Origin of the sequence: Pseudideonella sakaiensis (assembly GCF_048320135.1) — a bacterium.
In the GTDB taxonomy this organism is placed as follows: domain Bacteria; phylum Pseudomonadota; class Gammaproteobacteria; order Burkholderiales; family Burkholderiaceae_C; genus Ideonella_A; species Ideonella_A sakaiensis_A.
Map to the genome: position 1 here is coordinate 2823377 of NZ_CP182947.1, position 15967 is coordinate 2839343.

Genomic DNA, 15967 nt, shown 5'->3' on the forward strand with positions numbered 1-15967 from the left:
CAGCAGGCTCAGTTCTTCGTGCCGCCGCCGGACTGCACGATGTCCTGGCGTTGCGCAACGATGCGGATGCGGCCGTCGTCGAAACGCAGCATCAGGTAGTCGAGTGCGCGTCCGGAACGCGATTGCGAACGCGCCGGGCTGTGCACCCGGTAATCGACCAGGTAGGAGACACGCGCCGCCGGCTCGTCGGGCAGCCGGTCGATGTTCAGATCGCCGCTGCGCCGGTATTCGACCTGCGGCCAGCGCGAATAAAACGACTGCTTGTCCTTCTGCACGAATTCGCGGCCGACCCCGGCATGGTCGAAATAGTCGATCCGCTCGCCATAGAAGTCGAGCAGTTCGGCGGCGCTCGCCTGGTTCTGCGCGCGGATATAGGCGTCGACGAAGGCCGTCAACTGGGCGTCGGCAATCGTCGGCGGCTGTGGTGCAGGTACCGGCGCTGCGGTCGGAGTCGGCTGCGCAGCGCCGACGACATCCGGCCGCTCGGCCGGTCTGACCGGCGTCGTCGGCGCCGCTTTCATGTAGAGCCACCAGGCGCCGCCGAGCAGCAGCAACAGCAGCAGCATCAACAACACGACGATCGCCGCCAGCGATCGCGGCCGTGCGTTGACGGCATCGGCGGCCGCCGGTGGTGGTGGCGGCAGTGGCATCGCGACAGGCGGCGCAGCCGGGCCGGCTTGCACCGGCGGCGCTGCAGCGGGGTCGGATGCTTCCGGCTGTGCTGCCGGCAGCGGCTTGATCATGCTGCCGCTGACCGGCACATGGTCGAGTGCGGCCACCAGCTGCCGGTAGGCGGCGTCGAAATCGCCGGTGAAATCGATGTACTGCAGCCGCTTCAGGCGGAATGGAATATTGGTCGGCTGCAGCAGGATCGGCAGCACCTTGCGCCTTTCCTCGAGCGCATACGACACCTCGTCGAGCACATTCTGCGAATTGGTCGACGCCGGCGACAACACGACGAGCAGGCAGCCGCTTGCCTTCAGTGCCTTCTCGACCTCGACGTCCCAGCGAGCACCTTTCGGAATATCGAGCTGGTCGACCCAGACATCGCGCCCTTCGCTGCGCAGCGCCCGCGCGACCTTCAGCACGAAATTCGAATCGCTGCGCGAATAGCTGAAAAAGATCCTGCTCGGTGCATTCGGCATCGGCCCACCTCCCTGCGAAAACACCGCCCGACCGGCGACGCGTGCGACGTGCCGCTTCACTTTAGCGGCCCATTGCGGCGCTGCACAGCATTTCGGTCCGACAGACTAGGGGGCTGCGAAGATCACGAAATGTTTAGCTGAATGTGAGACATCTTGCGCCGCCGGCAGCGACAGAGGGACAACTGAGCGGTGATCGTGCCGCCAGCCAACCCCCCAGATCGAGGAGATGATCATGAATGCCAAGACCCTGATTGCCGCGATTTCGCTGACCCTTGCTGCTGCACCCGGCTTCGCCGGCGACATGACCGGCGGTGGACACAAGATGTCGCGCGTCGAAGTGCAAGCCGACGTGATGCCTGCTGGCGATGCCTGGCTGTCGCGCGGCGAGGCCTACGGTACCGTGGTGCCGGTCTCGACCCGCTCGCGCGCTTCGGTGCTGGCCGAACTCGATGCCGCCCGCGCCGATGGTCTGATTGTCGCCGGCAGCGAATCGCATGGCCTGTTCCGCGACCGCGACCTGATCTCGACCGAGAAGCGCAGCAACGTGATGGCCCGCACGCCGGATGCGACCCACCGCGCCAACCTGTACAACGGCGCCTGAAGACGCCGGCTGGGGCGCCACATGCCACCATCCGGTGCATGAGCCCGACCGACGACCAGATACGCGACGCCGTTCTCGGCCTGTTGGACAGGCGGGAGCCGCCCGCCACCATCTGCCCGTCGGAAGCAGCCAGGGCGCTGGCGCCGGGCGCATGGCGGCCCCTGATGCCGCGGTTGCGGGCGGTCGCCGTCGCGATGGCCGAGCAGGGGCTGCTGAGCATCCGGCAAGGCGGCCGTGCCGTGGCGCCCGACGAGACGCTGCGCGGACCGATCCGGCTGGGCCGGGCAAGCGCGGACATCGCCGGGTACCCGACCACGCCGGACGGCCGCTACTTCGTCGTCCGCGGGCGTTTGTGGCGCACGGTCAATCCGGCGCTGCCGGCGGACGAACGCGAGGCACTCGTCAGGCAGCTGATGGCCGCCCGCCGTGCTTTGCGCGGCAAGGGCCCTGAGGCACAGCGTCAAGCCGCACGCGAGGAGGTCGATCGCGTGAAGCGCGCGCTGGGCGAGCGCGGGCCGGTCTGGTGGACCGACGGTGCTCCGGACTTCAACCGCAAGCTCGCGAAGAACACGCCGTACCGGGAATGGTTCGAGGCCTTGCAGGACTGAAATCCCGCAATGCGCAGACGCGGTTCGGCGGCGTCGTTGTCGAATGCAACGGCCGCAGCCAGTTCAGCGGCCCGGATCTGGCCTGGCGGTCGGTCTCGCCGCGCTCCGCCAGACCGCCAATTCCTTAGCCAAGCCAGGCCCTGCACCAGCCGCTAAACTGTCGGCCCACCCGATAAAGCTGCGGATCACATGCCGCAGCGGCGGCAAGAAAAACCGCCATTCCCAGCCCCGGCGCTGGCGCAGGAGTCTTCTTCATGTCTGATGCGGTATCCACTCGGCGGCCCGCGGTCGTGCTGCTCAGTGGCGGGCTCGACTCGACCACGGTGCTGGCGATTGCACGCGAGCAGGGTTTCGAGCCTTATGCCTTGAGTTTTTCCTATGGTCAGCGCCATCTGCACGAACTGGCGGCGGCCGAAGGGGTTGCGCGCGCACAAGGCGCGGCCAGACACGTCGTCGCGAAGATCGACCTGCGTGAATTCGGCGGTTCCGCATTGACGGCCGACATCGACGTGCCGAAAGGCCGTTCGGCCGACGACATGTCGCACGGCGTGCCGATCACCTATGTGCCGGCGCGCAACACGGTTTTTCTCAGCTTTGCGCTGGCCTGGGCCGAGACACTCGGTGCGTCGGACATCTTCATCGGCGTCAATGCGCTCGACTATTCCGGTTATCCGGACTGCCGGCCCGAATACATCGCCGCCTACGAGGCGATGGCCAACCTGGCGACCAAGGCCGGTGTCGAAGGCAGCCAGAAGCTGAAGATCCATGCGCCGTTGATGCAGATGACAAAGGCGCAGATCGTTGCCGAGGGCCTGCGCCTGGGAGTCGACTATTCGATCACCAGCAGCTGCTACGACCCCGGTGACGATGGCCGGCCGTGCGGCGGTTGCGATTCGTGTCTGCTGCGCGCCAAGGGATTTGCCGAAGCCGGTATGGCCGATCCGCTCTACGTCCGTTTCGGAATCGCCTGACGATGGCGCTGCGAACCCTTTTTGCCGCATCGGCCGCCTTCGAAGCCGCCCGCCGCGTCGAGATCCTGCCCGAAGGCCATCGCGCCCGGCGCCTGCATGGCCACAGCTTCCTGGCCAAGCTGCGCTGCGCGCTGCCGGCCGGCTGGGCGGCTTTTCCGGGTGGCGAGGTCGAGCGGTTGCGTGACGAACTGCAGTCACGCATCGCGCGCCTCGACTACCAGCTGCTGAACGAGCAGATCGAGCAACCGACCGACGAAAACCTGGCGCGCTGGGTTGCCGCGCACATCGATGTGCCCGGCATCGAGCAGATCGGCATCCAGAGCACCGCGCACCAGGGGGTCGACCTCGATACCGCAGGCCATGCCCATGTCTGGCGCCGCTACCTCTTCCAGTCGGCACACCGGCTGCCGAATGTGCCGGCAGGCCACCAGTGCGGGCGCATGCACGGCCATGGCTTCGAGGTCATCGTCCATGCGAACCAGGATGTCGGCCGGCGCGATCTGAGCATCGACTACGACCACCTCGATGCGATCTGGGCGCCGCTGCATGCCGAACTGCACCAGACCTGCCTGAACGACCTGCCCGGGCTGGCCAACCCGACCAGCGAGATGTTGTCGAGCTGGTTGTGGCAGCGGCTGCAGCCGCAACTGCCCGACCTGTCGTGGATCACCGTCTTCGAGACCGGATCGTGCGGCGCCAATTTCGACGGCCGCCGCTACCGCATCTGGAAGGAGCTGACGCTCGACAGCGCGATGCAGCTGAAACATGCGCCCGACGGCAGCCCGCTGCGCCGCATCCACGGCCACACCTACACATTGCGGCTGCACCTGTCGGCGCCGCTCGACCAGGTGATGGGCTGGACCGTCGATTTCGGCGATGTGAAGGAGATCTTCACGCCGATCTTCAAGTCGCTCGACCACCAGCCGCTGCACGAGATCGCCGACCTCGACGATTGCGATACCGCCAGCATCGCCCGCTGGATACTCGACAAGGCGCGCCAGCGGCTGCCGCAGCTCGACCGCGTCGACCTGTACGAGACGCGGGGTTGCGGCGCGATCGTCTCAGTCGGTGAAGAAGGCCCGGCCCTCCCGATATGACCTATACCGTCAAGGAAATCTATTACACGCTGCAGGGCGAGGGTGGCCAGGCCGGGCGCGCTGCGGTGTTCTGCCGCTTTGCCGGCTGCAACCTGTGGACCGGCCGCGAGCAGGACCGCGCGAGCGCGGTCTGCACTTTCTGCGATACCGACTTCATCGGCACCGACGGACCTGGCGGCGGCAAGTTCAAGACGCCGCAGGCGCTGGCCGAGGCGGTGGCCCGGCATTGGCCGGACGGGCGGCCAGGCAAGCCGCTGGTCGTCTTCACCGGCGGCGAGCCCTTGCTGCAACTCGACGAGCCGGCGGTCGACGCGCTGCATGCGGCCGGTTTCGAGATCGCCGTCGAGACCAATGGCACCCAGCCGGCGCCACGCGGCCTCGACTGGATCTGCGTCAGCCCGAAAGCCGATGCCGAACTGGTGCTGACAAGCGGCAGCGAACTCAAACTCGTCTATCCGCAGAAAGCCGCGCTGCCGGAGCGGTTTGCCGACCTCGATTTCGAGCACTTCTTCCTGCAGCCGATGGACGGCCTCGAAGGCAAACGCAATACCCGCCTCGCGGTCGACTATTGCCTCGAGCATCCGCAATGGCGTTTGAGCATCCAGACCCACAAGGTCATCGGCATTGCCTGAGCCGTCGAGATCTTGTGTAGGAGGGGCTTCAGCCCCGATCGGGCTGATGGCGAAGCTCGATCACAGGCTCATCCGCTGAGCCTGTGATCGTTCATCATCGGCCATGAATTCAACCACCAACATCCGCCCCGGCCTGCTGGTGCTGCACGGCAACCGCGCCGAACTGCTCGGCGACGCGGTATTCGAATGGATAGGCGCCAATCCGCTCGGCCCGCTGGAAGAAGAGATCTTCCTGGTGCAGAGCAATGGCGTTGCCGAATGGCTGAAGATGAACCTGGCCGGCCAGGCCGGCATCTGCGCCGCGACCCGCGTCGAGCTGCCGGCGCGGTTCCTGTGGCGGGCCTATCGCCAGGTGCTCGGCCGCGATGCGGTGCCGGCGCAGTCGCCACTCGACAAACTGCCGCTGACCTGGCGGCTGATGCACTGCCTGCCGCAACTCGTCGGCGAGCCGGGCTACGAACCGTTGGCAGGCTTTCTGCAGCGCGGCGGCATCGACCGGCGGCTGCAGCTCGCGCAACGTCTGGCCGACCTGTACGACCAGTACCAGGTTTATCGCAGCGACTGGCTCGGCGCCTGGGCTGCCGGTGACGATGTGCTGCCGGCGGCGGGGCCCGGCACGGCCGCGCAGGCGCTGCCGGCCGGCCAGCGCTGGCAGGCCGGCTTGTGGCGCGAACTGCTGGCGCCGCTGACCGATGCCGAACGCACGGCGGTGCGTCCGCAGCTGCAGCAGCGTTTTCTGCAGGCGCTCGAGTCGGGCGCCGCGCCGGCGTCGCCATTGCCGCGCCGTGTCGTGTTGTTCGGCATGACCCATGTACCGATGCAGACGCTGCAGGCACTGGACGCGCTGGCCGACCACAGCCAGGTGATCCTCGCGATACCGAATCCCTGCCGCTTTCACTGGGCCGACATCATCCAGGGCCGCGAGCTGCTGCGTTTCGACCGGCGCCGCCATCCGCTGCGCGGCGGCCGAGATCTCGCCGAACTGGGACTCGACGAGATGTTTGCCCATTCGCATCCGCTGCTTGCGGCGTGGGGACGGCAAGGCCGCGACTTCATCCGCCAGCTTGATGTCTTCGACGATGCGCTGGCCACGCGTGAGCGGTTTGCATTGAACCGCATCGACCTGTTCAGCGAAGGCCCGGGCGATACGCTGCTCGAACAGGTGCAGGCCAATATCCGGGATCTGCTGCCGCTTGCCGAACACCGACGGCCGCCGGTCGACAGCGGCGACCGCTCGATCGTCTTCCACATCGCCCACAGCGCGCAGCGCGAGGTCGAGATCCTGCACGACCAACTGCTCCAACTGCTGGCGGCGCGCGATGACGACAAGCCGGCGCTGAATCCGCGCGATATCGTCGTGATGGTGCCCGACATCGAGACCTTCGCGCCGGCGATCCGTTCGGTATTCGGCCAGTATCCGCGCGGCGATGCCCGCTTCATCCCGTTCGACATCGCCGATCTGCAGCAGCGTGGCAACAACCCGCTGCTGCTGGCACTCGAATGGCTGCTGCAATTGCCGCAGCAACGCTGTCGCCAGAGCGAGCTGCGCGATCTGCTCGATGTGCCGGCGGTGCGGCGCCGCTTCGGCGTCGGCGACGACGATGTGCCGACGCTGGCGGCCTGGATGCAGGGCTCGGGTTTCCGCTGGGGGCTCGATCGCCAGCAGCGCGAGGCGCTGGGGCTCGGCGCCTGTGGCGAACAGAACAGCCTGCTGTTCGGACTGCGCCGCATGCTGCTCGGATATGCCAGCGGGGAAGCGGCGGCGTTCGACGGCATCGCGCCGTATCCGGAAGTCGGCGGGCTCGAAGCGGCGGTTGCCGGTTCGGTTGCGGATCTGGTGACCGCGCTGCTCGGCTGGGCCGATTCATCTGCCGGTGATGCGACGCCGGCCGACTGGGCGGTTCAGCTGCGCCGTCTGGTCGGCGAGATGTTCGAACCGAGTGATGACCGCGAGCGGTTGTCGATCGCCGCATTCGACGATGCGCTGCGCGGCTGGCTCGATGCCTGCGATGCGGCCGGGTTTGCCGAGCCGGTGCCGCTGGCAGTCGCCCGTGAAGCCTGTCTGGCGGCGATCGACGAACCCGGCGTCGGCCGCCGTTTCAGGGCCGGCGGCGTGACCTTCTGCACGCTGCTGCCGATGCGCTCGATCCCGTTCGACGTGGTCTGCCTGCTCGGCATGAACGATGGCGACTATCCGCGCAGCAGCAGCCGCAGCGATTTCGACCTGATGGCCTTGCCGGGCCAGGGCCGGCCCGGCGACCGCTCGCGCCGGGAAGACGATCGCCAGCTGATGCTCGAGGCGGTGCTGTCGGCGCGCCGCGTGCTCTATGTCAGCTGGACCGGCCGCAGCGTGCGCGACAACAGCGAGCAGCCACCGTCGGTGCTGGTCTCGCAGTTGCGTGATTACCTCGATGCCGGCTGGCACGAAGGGCTTGCCGCTGGCCTGAGCACCGAACATCCGCTGCAGCCGTTCAGCCGCCGCTATTTCGTCGATGCGCCGCCAGCCGACGGCGGCCAGCCGGCGCTGTTCACCTTTGCGCGGGAATGGCGTGCCGCCCACCTGGCCGGCGATCACCTTGCTGCGGCCGCTGCGCCGGAGCAGCAGGTGCCGCAAGCGGCCGCTGGTCCCGATGCCGAGACCGCATTGACGATCGCCAGGCTCGCCCGTTTTCTGCGCAACCCGGTGCGGGATTTTTTTCGCAACCGGCTGGCAGTCGTTTTTGCCGAGGCGGACGAGCTGGCGCCCGATGACGAGTCGTTTCGGCTTGCCGGCCTGCAACATCACCAGCTGCTCGATGCGACGCTGAAGCAGGTGCTCGACCGCCTCAGCGCGGCTGGAGCCGAGGTGTCGGCGGCGCCGCCCGGCGAAGCCGAACTGGCGCAATGGCTCGAGGCACCGATCGAGCAGCTGCGCCTGTCCGGCGACCTGCCGATGGCCGAGCTCGGCCGCCGCGAGGCGCAGACGATGCGCGAGACGCTGTTGCCGATGCTCAGCAGCTGGGTTGGGCAACGCGCGCGCCTGCCGCATGAACTGCCGAAACAGCTGCTGCAGTTCGAGACCGACGGCATCGTCATCGCCGACTGGCTGACCGGCGTGCGGGTCGCTGCGGCGGGCGATGTGTTCGAGCAGGGCTGCTGGATCGAGCTGACGCCGACCCGCCTGCTCGAGAAGGCAAACAAGGGCAGCGGCGCCGGGCAGCTGCGCAGCGACAAGCTGCTGCGCGCCTGGGTCACCAGTCTGTTGGCGAGCGCCGCCGGATCGCCGGTCGGCGGCATCGTCGTCGGCCGCGATGCGACGCTGACGATCAACGCGATCGACGGCGATGCTGCTGCGCAGACGCTGACGACCCTGTTGCAGGTCTGGCGCGACGGCATGGCCGAGCCGCTGCCGTTGCCGATCAAGACCGCGCTGGCGACATTGGCCGAGAAGGGCCGGCCGGCCGATGTCTACGACGGCAGCTACCAGCGGCAGGGCGAGGTGCACGACGACCCGTGTCTGGCCAGGATGTTCGGCGACTTCGAGACGCTGAGCGCCGATGGGCGTTTTGCCGAACTGGCCGAGCGGGTATTCCGGCCGCTGCTCGACTGGGCCGGGAATTCCGTGCGAGTCGAAGTCCATGCGGCCGTCGGCGCCGACGAGGTGGCTGAATGACGCCGTTGCAGCCGGAGCGGCTGCCATTGCACGGCAGCCGCCTGATCGAGGCCAGCGCCGGAACCGGCAAGACCTGGACGATTGCCGCGTTGTACCTGCGGCTGGTGCTCGGCCATGGCGGCGACGCGGCATTTGCGCGGCCGCTGCAGCCGGCGGAGATCCTCGTGATGACCTTCACGGTCGCCGCGACACGTGAACTGTCGGATCGCATCCGCCGCCGCCTCGTCGAAGCCGCGCGGGCCTTTCGCGCCGAGGCAGCCGGCGACGATGCGCTGTTGAACGAGCTGATCGCTGCCCATCAACCCGGCGCCGAACGCCGCCACGCCGCCTGGCGCCTCGAAATGGCCGCGCAGGCGATGGACGATGCCGCGGTGCACACGATCGACGCCTGGTGCCAGCGGCTGTTGCGTGAACATGCCTTCGACAGCGGCTCGCTGTTCGACGAGGAGCTGAGCCCGGACGAATCGGTGATCCGCCGCGAGGCCGCACACGACTATTGGCGGCTGCAGGTGTATCCGCTGCAGGGCGCCGCGCTCGATGCGGTGCTCGAGGTCTGGCCCGATGCGTCGCGGCTGGCCGACGAAGCCAGGCAGCTGGTCGAACAGGACTGGCCGGCCGATGCCGGTGAAAGCAGCCTCGGCGAACGGGTCGAGCGGCTGCTGCGGCAGCGCAATGCCGAGCTGGCGGAGCTGAAGCAGGGTTGGGCCGAGCGCGCGCAGCAGATGGCCAATTGGCTCGAGCGCCAGCTTGGCAGCGCGGCTTGCCCGTTCAACAAGCGGATGCTTGGCGCCAGGAACTGCCAGCGCTGGCTCGATGCCCTCGCCGACTGGGCGGCGGACCCGATGCTCGAGGATCCGGCGTTGACCGATACCGCGAGGAAGCGCCTGACGCCGGCCGGCATCGACGAAGCGCTGAAACCCGGCGAGGCCATCGATCTGCCACCGGAGTTCGACGCATTCGACGAATTGATGACGGCGCTCGCCGCACGGGCGCCGCTCGCGGCCAGCCTGCGCCCGCATGCCGCGGCGAGCATCGCCGCGCGCATCGCCGAGCTGAAGCAGCAAGCCGGCCGCTTCGGTTTTGCCGACATGCTGAACCGCCTCGACCGTGCGCTCGATCCGGCGAGTAACGGCGACAGCGCGCATCGGCTGCGCGACCACATCGTCGAGCGTTATCCGGTCGCGATGATCGATGAATTCCAGGACACCTCGCCGGTGCAGCTGCGCATCTTCGACCGGCTTTATCGCATCGCCGACAACGATCGCTCGACCGCGCTGCTGCTGATCGGCGATCCGAAACAATCGATCTACCGCTTCCGCGGCGCCGATATCCACAGCTACCTCGATGCCCGTCGCAAGACCGAAGGCCGCCATCACCTGCTGACGACCAACCACCGCTCGAGCGCGCCGCTGGTTGCCGCGGTGAACCATCTGTTCAGCCAGGCCGAGGCGCGTATTTTTCCGGCGCCGCGTCAGGAGGCGATGCAGGGCGCCTTCATCTATGGGGCGACAGCCGAACCATCGCGAATCGGGGCTGAAGCCCCTCCTACAACTCGAACGCTATCCGCCGAAATGCCTGTGGGAGGGGCTTCAGCCCCGATTTCGAACCCGGTGCCATTCGTCGCGGTCGACGCCCGCGGCCGCAGCGAACAGCTGCTGGACTCCACCGGCAGCGTGGCCGCGATGCAACTGGTGCTCGAATCCGGCGCCGGCGATGCCGCCGGCATCCGGCGCCGTTTTGCGCAACGCTGTGCCGAGCGGATCGCGACGCTGTTGAACGATCAACGAGCCGGCTTCGACGACCCCGAAAAAGGTTTTGTACGTCTGCGCCCGGCCGATATCGCGGTGCTGGTGCGCACCGGCCGCGAGGCGCAGGCGGTGCGCCGCGAACTGCAGCGCCGCCGCGTTGCCTCGGTTTATCTGTCCGACCAGGATTCGGTTTTTGCCAGCGCCGAGGCCGCCGATCTGCTGCGCTGGCTGCGTGCGGTCGCGCAGCCACTCGATACCCGGCTGGTGCGCGCTGCGCTGGCAACCCGCACGATCGGGCTGCCGGTCGCCGAGTTGCGGCGGCTGGCAATCGACGACGAGGCCTTCGACGAACGCAGCGAGCAGATCGCCGGCCTGCACCAGGTCTGGCAGGCGCAGGGTGTGTTGACGATGTTGCGCCGCAGCCTGCACCTGTTCGAGCTGCCGTCGCGCTGGCTCGCCGAGCCGGCCGCTGGCGACGACGATTCAGCGGACGACGGCGAGCGCCGCCTGACCAACTACCTGCACCTGGCCGAATTGCTGCAAGCCGCGAGCGCCAACCTCGATGGCGAGCAGGCGCTGATCCGCTGGCTGGCTGCGCAGATCGACGATGCCGCAGCAGCGCGCGACGAGGAGCAGATCGTCAGGCTCGAAAGCGATGCCGATCTGGTGCAGGTGATCACCGTGCACAAATCGAAGGGCCTCGAATACCCGCTCGTCTTCCTGCCGTTTGCGAGCGGTTTTCGGCCGGTCGAAAAAGGCCGTGGTCTGTTGTTCGTCGACCTCGTCGACGAGGCCAGCGGCGAGCGGCGCATCCACCTCGACCCGACGGCCGAGCAGGTCGAAGCCGCCGACCTCGACCGCCAGCGCGAGGACATGCGGCTGCTGTATGTCGCGCTGACGCGCGCCCGCCATGCGTTGTGGGTCGGCCTCGCCGCGCAGGCCAGCGGCAAGGCCGGCGCCAACAGCTGGCACCGCAGCGCGGCCGGCCGCCTGCTCGGCGATGGCCAGCCGGTCGATGCCGACGTGTTGCCCGGGCAACTCGCCGCGCTGCTTGCCGGGCGCAGCGAGATCGAACTGCAGATCGTTGCCAGCGACGAGCCTGTCGGCTGCAGCCTGCTGGTGCGCCGCGACACGCAACCGCCGCTGCGCGAGCTGCCCGACTATGCGGCGCAATTCGAGCGCGGCTGGCACATCGCGAGCTTTTCGGCGATGGTGCGCGATCTGCCGCCGGCCGTCACGAAGCTGGCCGCCGACGCGCAGTTGCACGACGATGAAACGGCGGTTGCCGAAGCCGCCGATGCGCAACAGACCGGGCGCGATGGCGCCGTGCTGCCGGCCACTGCCGACCTGTTTGCCGACGAGCCGTGGCACCAGTTTCCGCGCGGCGCGGTGCCCGGCAATTTTCTGCACGCCCAGCTCGAATGGCTGGCCGGCGAAGGTTTCGACCTGTCGTCCAACGAACCACGGCAGCAGCTGTTGCGCCGCTGCGAACGCCAGGGCTGGGGCCAGCGCGGCCAGGCGGTGCTCGACTGGCTCGGCGTCGTCGTGCAGACACCGCTGCCGGTGCTCGGCAGCTCGCTCGATGCGATCACGACGCTGTTGCCCGAGATGGAATTCTGGTTCGGCAGCGACGGCGTCGCGGTCGAGCGGATCGACGCCTTGTGCCAGACCCATCTGCTGCAGGGCCGCGCGCGGCCGCCGCTGCCGCGCCGCGAGCTGCTCGGCATGCTGATGGGATTTGCCGACCTGGTGTTCGAACACGACGGCCGCTATTGGGTGCTCGACTACAAGTCGAACCGGCTCGGCGATGGCGACGCCGCCTATTCGCCCGACGCACTCGAAGCGGCGATGGCCAGCCACCGCTACGACGTGCAGGCGGCGATTTATCTGCTGGCCCTGCACCGCCTGCTGCGCCGGCGACTCGGCAGCGGCTATGAGCCGGCACGCCAACTGGGCGGAGCGGTGTATCTCTTTCTGCGCGGCATCAACGGGCCGACCCGCGGCTGCCACGTCGTCGAACCGGCAATCGAATGGCTGGACCGGCTCGATGCCTTGCTGAGCGCGCGGCCGGAGGATCGCGAATGAGTGCGGTGCCCGTTGATCCCCAGGCCCGATTGCTGCTCGGCGAACTGGCGCGCTGGAGCGAGCAGGGTTGGTTGCGCCGGCTCGATACCGCCTTTGCGCGTTTTGTCGTCGAACTGTGTCCGGCGTCGCCACCGCCGGTGGTGCTGGCGGCCGCGCTGCTTGCTTTTGTCGAAGGCCGCGGCCACAGCTGTTTGCCGATCGACGCCTTGTTCGAAAACGATGAGGCGGCCGGTCTGCTCGGCCTTGCGCCGCCGGCCGCCGCGGCGCTGCGGCAGCAGCTGCGCGGCTTGCCGCAGGCGCCGGCCGGGTGGCTGGAAGCGCTGCGTGCGAGCCCGCTGGTCAGGGTCGACGACGGCCATCCCGTCGACGCCGCCGCGCAGGCGCGGCCGCTGGTGCTCGCAGGCAGCAGGCTTTACCTGCGCCGTTACTGGCACTACGAACAAGGTGTCGCCGCGCAGGTCGCGTTGCGTGCGGGGCATTTTCTGCCGGTCGACCGCGGCGCGGTGCGGGCCTGGCTGGACCGCTTGTTCCGGTCGGCCGAGCCGGGCGGCGCTGCCAAGGATTTCGACTGGCAGAAAGCGGCCTGCGGGCTCGCATTGACCGGCAGCTTGTCGGTGATCACCGGCGGGCCCGGCACCGGCAAGACCTATACCGCGGCGCGTCTGCTCGCATTGCTGTTTGCCGTCGACCCGGCACCGCAGCAGCTGCGCATCGCACTCGCCGCGCCGACCGGCAAGGCCGCAGCACGTCTGCGCCAGGCGATCGCCGATGCGCTGCTGTCGCTGCAGCAGGCGGTCGGCGCCGAGCTCGACATCGCCGCGCTGGCCGAGCGGATCGGCCCGGCGCGCACGCTGCATTCGCTGCTCGGCGCGCGGCCCGATACGCGGCGCTTCGGCCACGATGCAGCCCATCCGCTCGAGGTCGACGTATTGATCGTCGACGAGGCATCGATGATCCACCTCGAGATGATGGCCGCGCTGTTCGATGCGCTGCCGGCCGGCGCCCGCGTGATCCTGCTCGGCGACAAGGACCAGCTTGCGTCGGTCGAGGCCGGCGCGGTGCTCGGCGATTTGTGCCGCGATGCGGAGACGGGCCGCTACCGGCCGGACACCGCGGCGCTGCTGAGCGAACTGACCGGCGCCGACCTGCCCGATTGTTTTGTCGATGCGACCGGGCCTGCACTTGCGCAGCACACCGTGATGCTGCGCAGCAGCCGGCGGTTTGGCGGGCCAATCGGCCAGCTCGCGCTGGCCGTCAACCGTGGCGATGTGTCGGCTGCCGAAGCGCTGCTGCAATCACCACCGGATTCCTCGCTGCGCTGGCTCGATGGCACATCAACGACGCCGCTGCTGCGCCTCGCATCCGGCGCAGGCAAGGCCGCTGCCGGCGGCGGTTACCGCAGCTATCTGGTGACACTGAAGCAGCGGCCGCCTGCCGCTGCCGGCCAGGATGCGTTCGACAACTGGGTCGCCTCGGTGCTGAAGGCTTTCGAGCGGTTTCGCGTGTTGTGTGCAGTGCGCGAAGGCGAGTGGGGTGCGGTCGGTCTGAACCGCGCAATCGAGGAAACGCTGTTTGCCGACGCCGCCTCCGGCATTGCCGGCAGGCGTGCTGGCGGCGGCTGGTACGAAGGTCGGCCGGTGCTGGTGACCCGCAACGATGCGGCGCTCGGCGTCTTCAACGGCGATATCGGCATCACGCTGCGCCCGTTCGCCGATGCCGGCAGTGGCCGTGGGGCGAGCGCAAACGCGCCGTTGCGCGCCTGGTTTGCCGATGGTGACAGCGGGTTGCGCAGCGTTGCGGTCAGCCGGCTGGCAGCGGTCGACACCGCATTCGCAATGACGGTGCACAAGGCCCAGGGTTCGGAGTTCGAGCACTGCGTGCTGGTATTGCCGCAGCTGCCGAGCCGGGTGCTGGCGCGCGAGCTGGTTTATACCGGCATCACGCGGGCGCGTCGCCAGTTCACGCTGGTGACCGGCCGGCGCCAGGCACTGGCCGAGGCGGTCGCGGCGCGGACGGTGCGCAGCAGCGGCTTGCTGAGCGACGGCGACGGCGTTTGATGGCGCCGATCCGCTGCGGCCGCGGCAAGCTGTCATCATCGATGCGTCGTGACCATCACCCGCACCCGATGTTGACTTGCCTCCATTGCCCCAAGGATCCGCCCGCGACGGCGCGGCGCTGCTGATGCAGATCACTGCAAACGGCGTTGCGCTCGAAGTCGACATCCAGGGCCCGGCTTCCGGCCGGCCGCTGCTGATGATCATGGGCCTCGGCATGCAGTTGCTGGCCTGGCCGCAGGGGCTGGTCGACCTGCTGGTGCGCAGCGGCTTTCGTGTGATCCGCTTCGACAGCCGCGACATCGGGCTCAGCCAGTCGTTCAAGACCCATGGCACGCCGAACCTGATGCTCGAGTGGGTGCGCCACGGCGTCGGCCTGAGTGTGCGTTCACCGTATGCGCTGAGCGACATGGCCGACGACAGCGCGGCGCTGCTCGGCGCGCTCGGGCTGGATTCGGCCGATATCTGCGCCGCGTCGATGGGCGGCATGGTCGCGCAGCATCTGGCGGCACGCCATCCCGAACGGGTGCGCAGCCTGACGCTGATGATGACGACCAGCGGCGCCCGTGGCCTGCCCGGCCCGAGCTGGAAAGTCCGCCATGCGATGCTGAAACGGCCGCCCGTCCATGCCGGCGAACCGGCGCAGGTCCGTCATCTGGTGCAGTTGTTCCGCCTGATCGGCAGCCCCGGTTATCCGGCGCCGCCAGCCGGACTCGAGCAGCGCGTCACCGCGGCGCTGCGCCGCAGCCAACGGCCCGATGGTGTGCTGCGGCAGATGGTCGCGATCCTCGCCGATGGTGACCGCTCGGCGATGTTGCCGGCGATTGCCGCGCCGACCCAGATCATCCACGGTGCAGCCGACCCGTTGCTGCCGGCGGCCTGCGGCCGCGATCTGGCGGCGCGGATCAATGGCGCAGAGCTCGACGTGATCGATGGCATGGGACACGATCTGCCGAGCGAACTGTGGCCGCGTTTTGCCGCCGATATCCGCTCCGCGGCCGAACGCGCCGGCTGAGCCGGGTCAGACGTCGAGTGTGTAGACGTCGGCGCCGGCCCGTTCGGCGGCGTTGTGGGCTTCAAGCGCCTGGTCCCATTCGGAACCGTTGGCATCCTGGCGCGGCTTCAGTCCGCGGGTCATCAGCGCCACCTCCTCGGAGCCGGCGTCAAATTCACCGACTTCCTCTCGCGTTTCGGTGAACAGCCGCGCGACCATTGCGCCGGCGTTGTCGATCACGACCAGATACCGCGCCGGCTTGCGGTGCGGTGCGCCGGCAGGCTTGTGTTGCGATTCGATGCCGTAGCCCATGCTCATGAAGCCATCTTGCCATTTTTCGCCCGGCCAGCGCGGCGGTCGGACATCGGCGTTCCCAAAAC

11 protein-coding genes are annotated in these 15967 nt (G+C 68.4%); 9 read left to right on the plus strand and 2 right to left on the minus strand.

All coding sequences use genetic code 11. From position 1 onward, the window contains the following. Positions 1–8 precede the first annotated feature (8 nt). A complete protein-coding gene (locus ACNH6H_RS12790; protein WP_418318164.1) occupies positions 9–1145 on the minus strand; it encodes a toll/interleukin-1 receptor domain-containing protein in 1137 nt (378 codons plus the stop codon). Positions 1146–1377: 232 nt separating this feature from the next. Between ACNH6H_RS12790 and ACNH6H_RS12795 the strand changes: the two genes are divergently transcribed. The 9 genes from ACNH6H_RS12795 to ACNH6H_RS12835 all read left to right on the plus strand — a co-directional run bounded on the left by ACNH6H_RS12795 (position 1378) and on the right by ACNH6H_RS12835 (position 15608). Further along, positions 1378–1746, plus strand: coding sequence for a DUF4148 domain-containing protein (locus ACNH6H_RS12795; RefSeq protein WP_418318165.1), 369 nt, complete (start codon positions 1378–1380; stop codon positions 1744–1746). A 38-nt stretch (positions 1747–1784) separates the two neighbouring features. After that, positions 1785–2354, plus strand: a complete 570-nt coding sequence (locus tag ACNH6H_RS12800; RefSeq protein ID WP_418318167.1) for a DUF3253 domain-containing protein — start codon at positions 1785–1787, stop codon at positions 2352–2354. A 254-nt stretch (positions 2355–2608) separates the two neighbouring features. Then, on the plus strand, positions 2609–3325 hold the full coding sequence (gene queC, locus ACNH6H_RS12805; RefSeq protein ID WP_418318169.1) for a 7-cyano-7-deazaguanine synthase QueC: 717 nt from the start codon (positions 2609–2611) through the stop codon (positions 3323–3325). A gap of 2 nt (positions 3326–3327) precedes the next feature. After that, entirely contained in the window at positions 3328–4422 is a 1095-nt protein-coding gene (locus ACNH6H_RS12810) for a 6-carboxytetrahydropterin synthase (RefSeq protein WP_418318170.1), read from the plus strand. Further along, on the plus strand, positions 4419–5054 hold the full coding sequence (gene queE, locus ACNH6H_RS12815) for a 7-carboxy-7-deazaguanine synthase (RefSeq protein ID WP_418318172.1): 636 nt from the start codon (positions 4419–4421) through the stop codon (positions 5052–5054). Before ACNH6H_RS12810 ends, queE begins: the two co-directional genes overlap by 4 nt. A 103-nt stretch (positions 5055–5157) precedes the next feature. Continuing rightward, positions 5158–8706: an exodeoxyribonuclease V subunit gamma gene (gene recC / locus ACNH6H_RS12820; protein ID WP_418318173.1), complete on the plus strand. Its 3549-nt coding sequence runs from the start codon at positions 5158–5160 to the stop codon at positions 8704–8706. Beyond that, positions 8703–12539, plus strand: coding sequence for an exodeoxyribonuclease V subunit beta (gene recB, locus ACNH6H_RS12825; protein WP_418318174.1), 3837 nt, complete (start codon positions 8703–8705; stop codon positions 12537–12539). The genes recC and recB overlap by 4 nt, the downstream gene beginning before the upstream one ends. Next, a complete protein-coding gene (recD, locus tag ACNH6H_RS12830; protein WP_418318175.1) occupies positions 12536–14596 on the plus strand; it encodes an exodeoxyribonuclease V subunit alpha in 2061 nt (686 codons plus the stop codon). The genes recB and recD overlap by 4 nt, the downstream gene beginning before the upstream one ends. An 85-nt stretch (positions 14597–14681) precedes the next feature. Beyond that, a complete protein-coding gene (locus tag ACNH6H_RS12835) occupies positions 14682–15608 on the plus strand; it encodes an alpha/beta fold hydrolase (protein ID WP_418318176.1) in 927 nt (308 codons plus the stop codon). 6 nt (positions 15609–15614) lie between these two features. On the opposite strand, the gene ACNH6H_RS12840 is transcribed toward ACNH6H_RS12835, so the two are convergent. After that, positions 15615–15905: a hypothetical protein gene (locus ACNH6H_RS12840; protein ID WP_418318178.1), complete on the minus strand. Its 291-nt coding sequence runs from the start codon at positions 15903–15905 to the stop codon at positions 15615–15617. Between the last annotated feature and the right edge of the window lie 62 nt (positions 15906–15967).

Coding starts and splice junctions, on each gene's coding strand:
- ACNH6H_RS12790 (WP_418318164.1), bottom strand. CDS start 1,145: ATGCCGAATGCACCGAGCAGGATCTTTTTCAGCTATTCGCGCAGCGAT.
- ACNH6H_RS12795 (WP_418318165.1), top strand. CDS start 1,378: ATGAATGCCAAGACCCTGATTGCCGCGATTTCGCTGACCCTTGCTGCT.
- ACNH6H_RS12800 (WP_418318167.1), top strand. CDS start 1,785: ATGAGCCCGACCGACGACCAGATACGCGACGCCGTTCTCGGCCTGTTG.
- queC (WP_418318169.1), top strand. CDS start 2,609: ATGTCTGATGCGGTATCCACTCGGCGGCCCGCGGTCGTGCTGCTCAGT.
- ACNH6H_RS12810 (WP_418318170.1), top strand. CDS start 3,328: ATGGCGCTGCGAACCCTTTTTGCCGCATCGGCCGCCTTCGAAGCCGCC.
- queE (WP_418318172.1), top strand. CDS start 4,419: ATGACCTATACCGTCAAGGAAATCTATTACACGCTGCAGGGCGAGGGT.
- recC (WP_418318173.1), top strand. CDS start 5,158: ATGAATTCAACCACCAACATCCGCCCCGGCCTGCTGGTGCTGCACGGC.
- recB (WP_418318174.1), top strand. CDS start 8,703: ATGACGCCGTTGCAGCCGGAGCGGCTGCCATTGCACGGCAGCCGCCTG.
- recD (WP_418318175.1), top strand. CDS start 12,536: ATGAGTGCGGTGCCCGTTGATCCCCAGGCCCGATTGCTGCTCGGCGAA.
- ACNH6H_RS12840 (WP_418318178.1), bottom strand. CDS start 15,905: ATGAGCATGGGCTACGGCATCGAATCGCAACACAAGCCTGCCGGCGCA.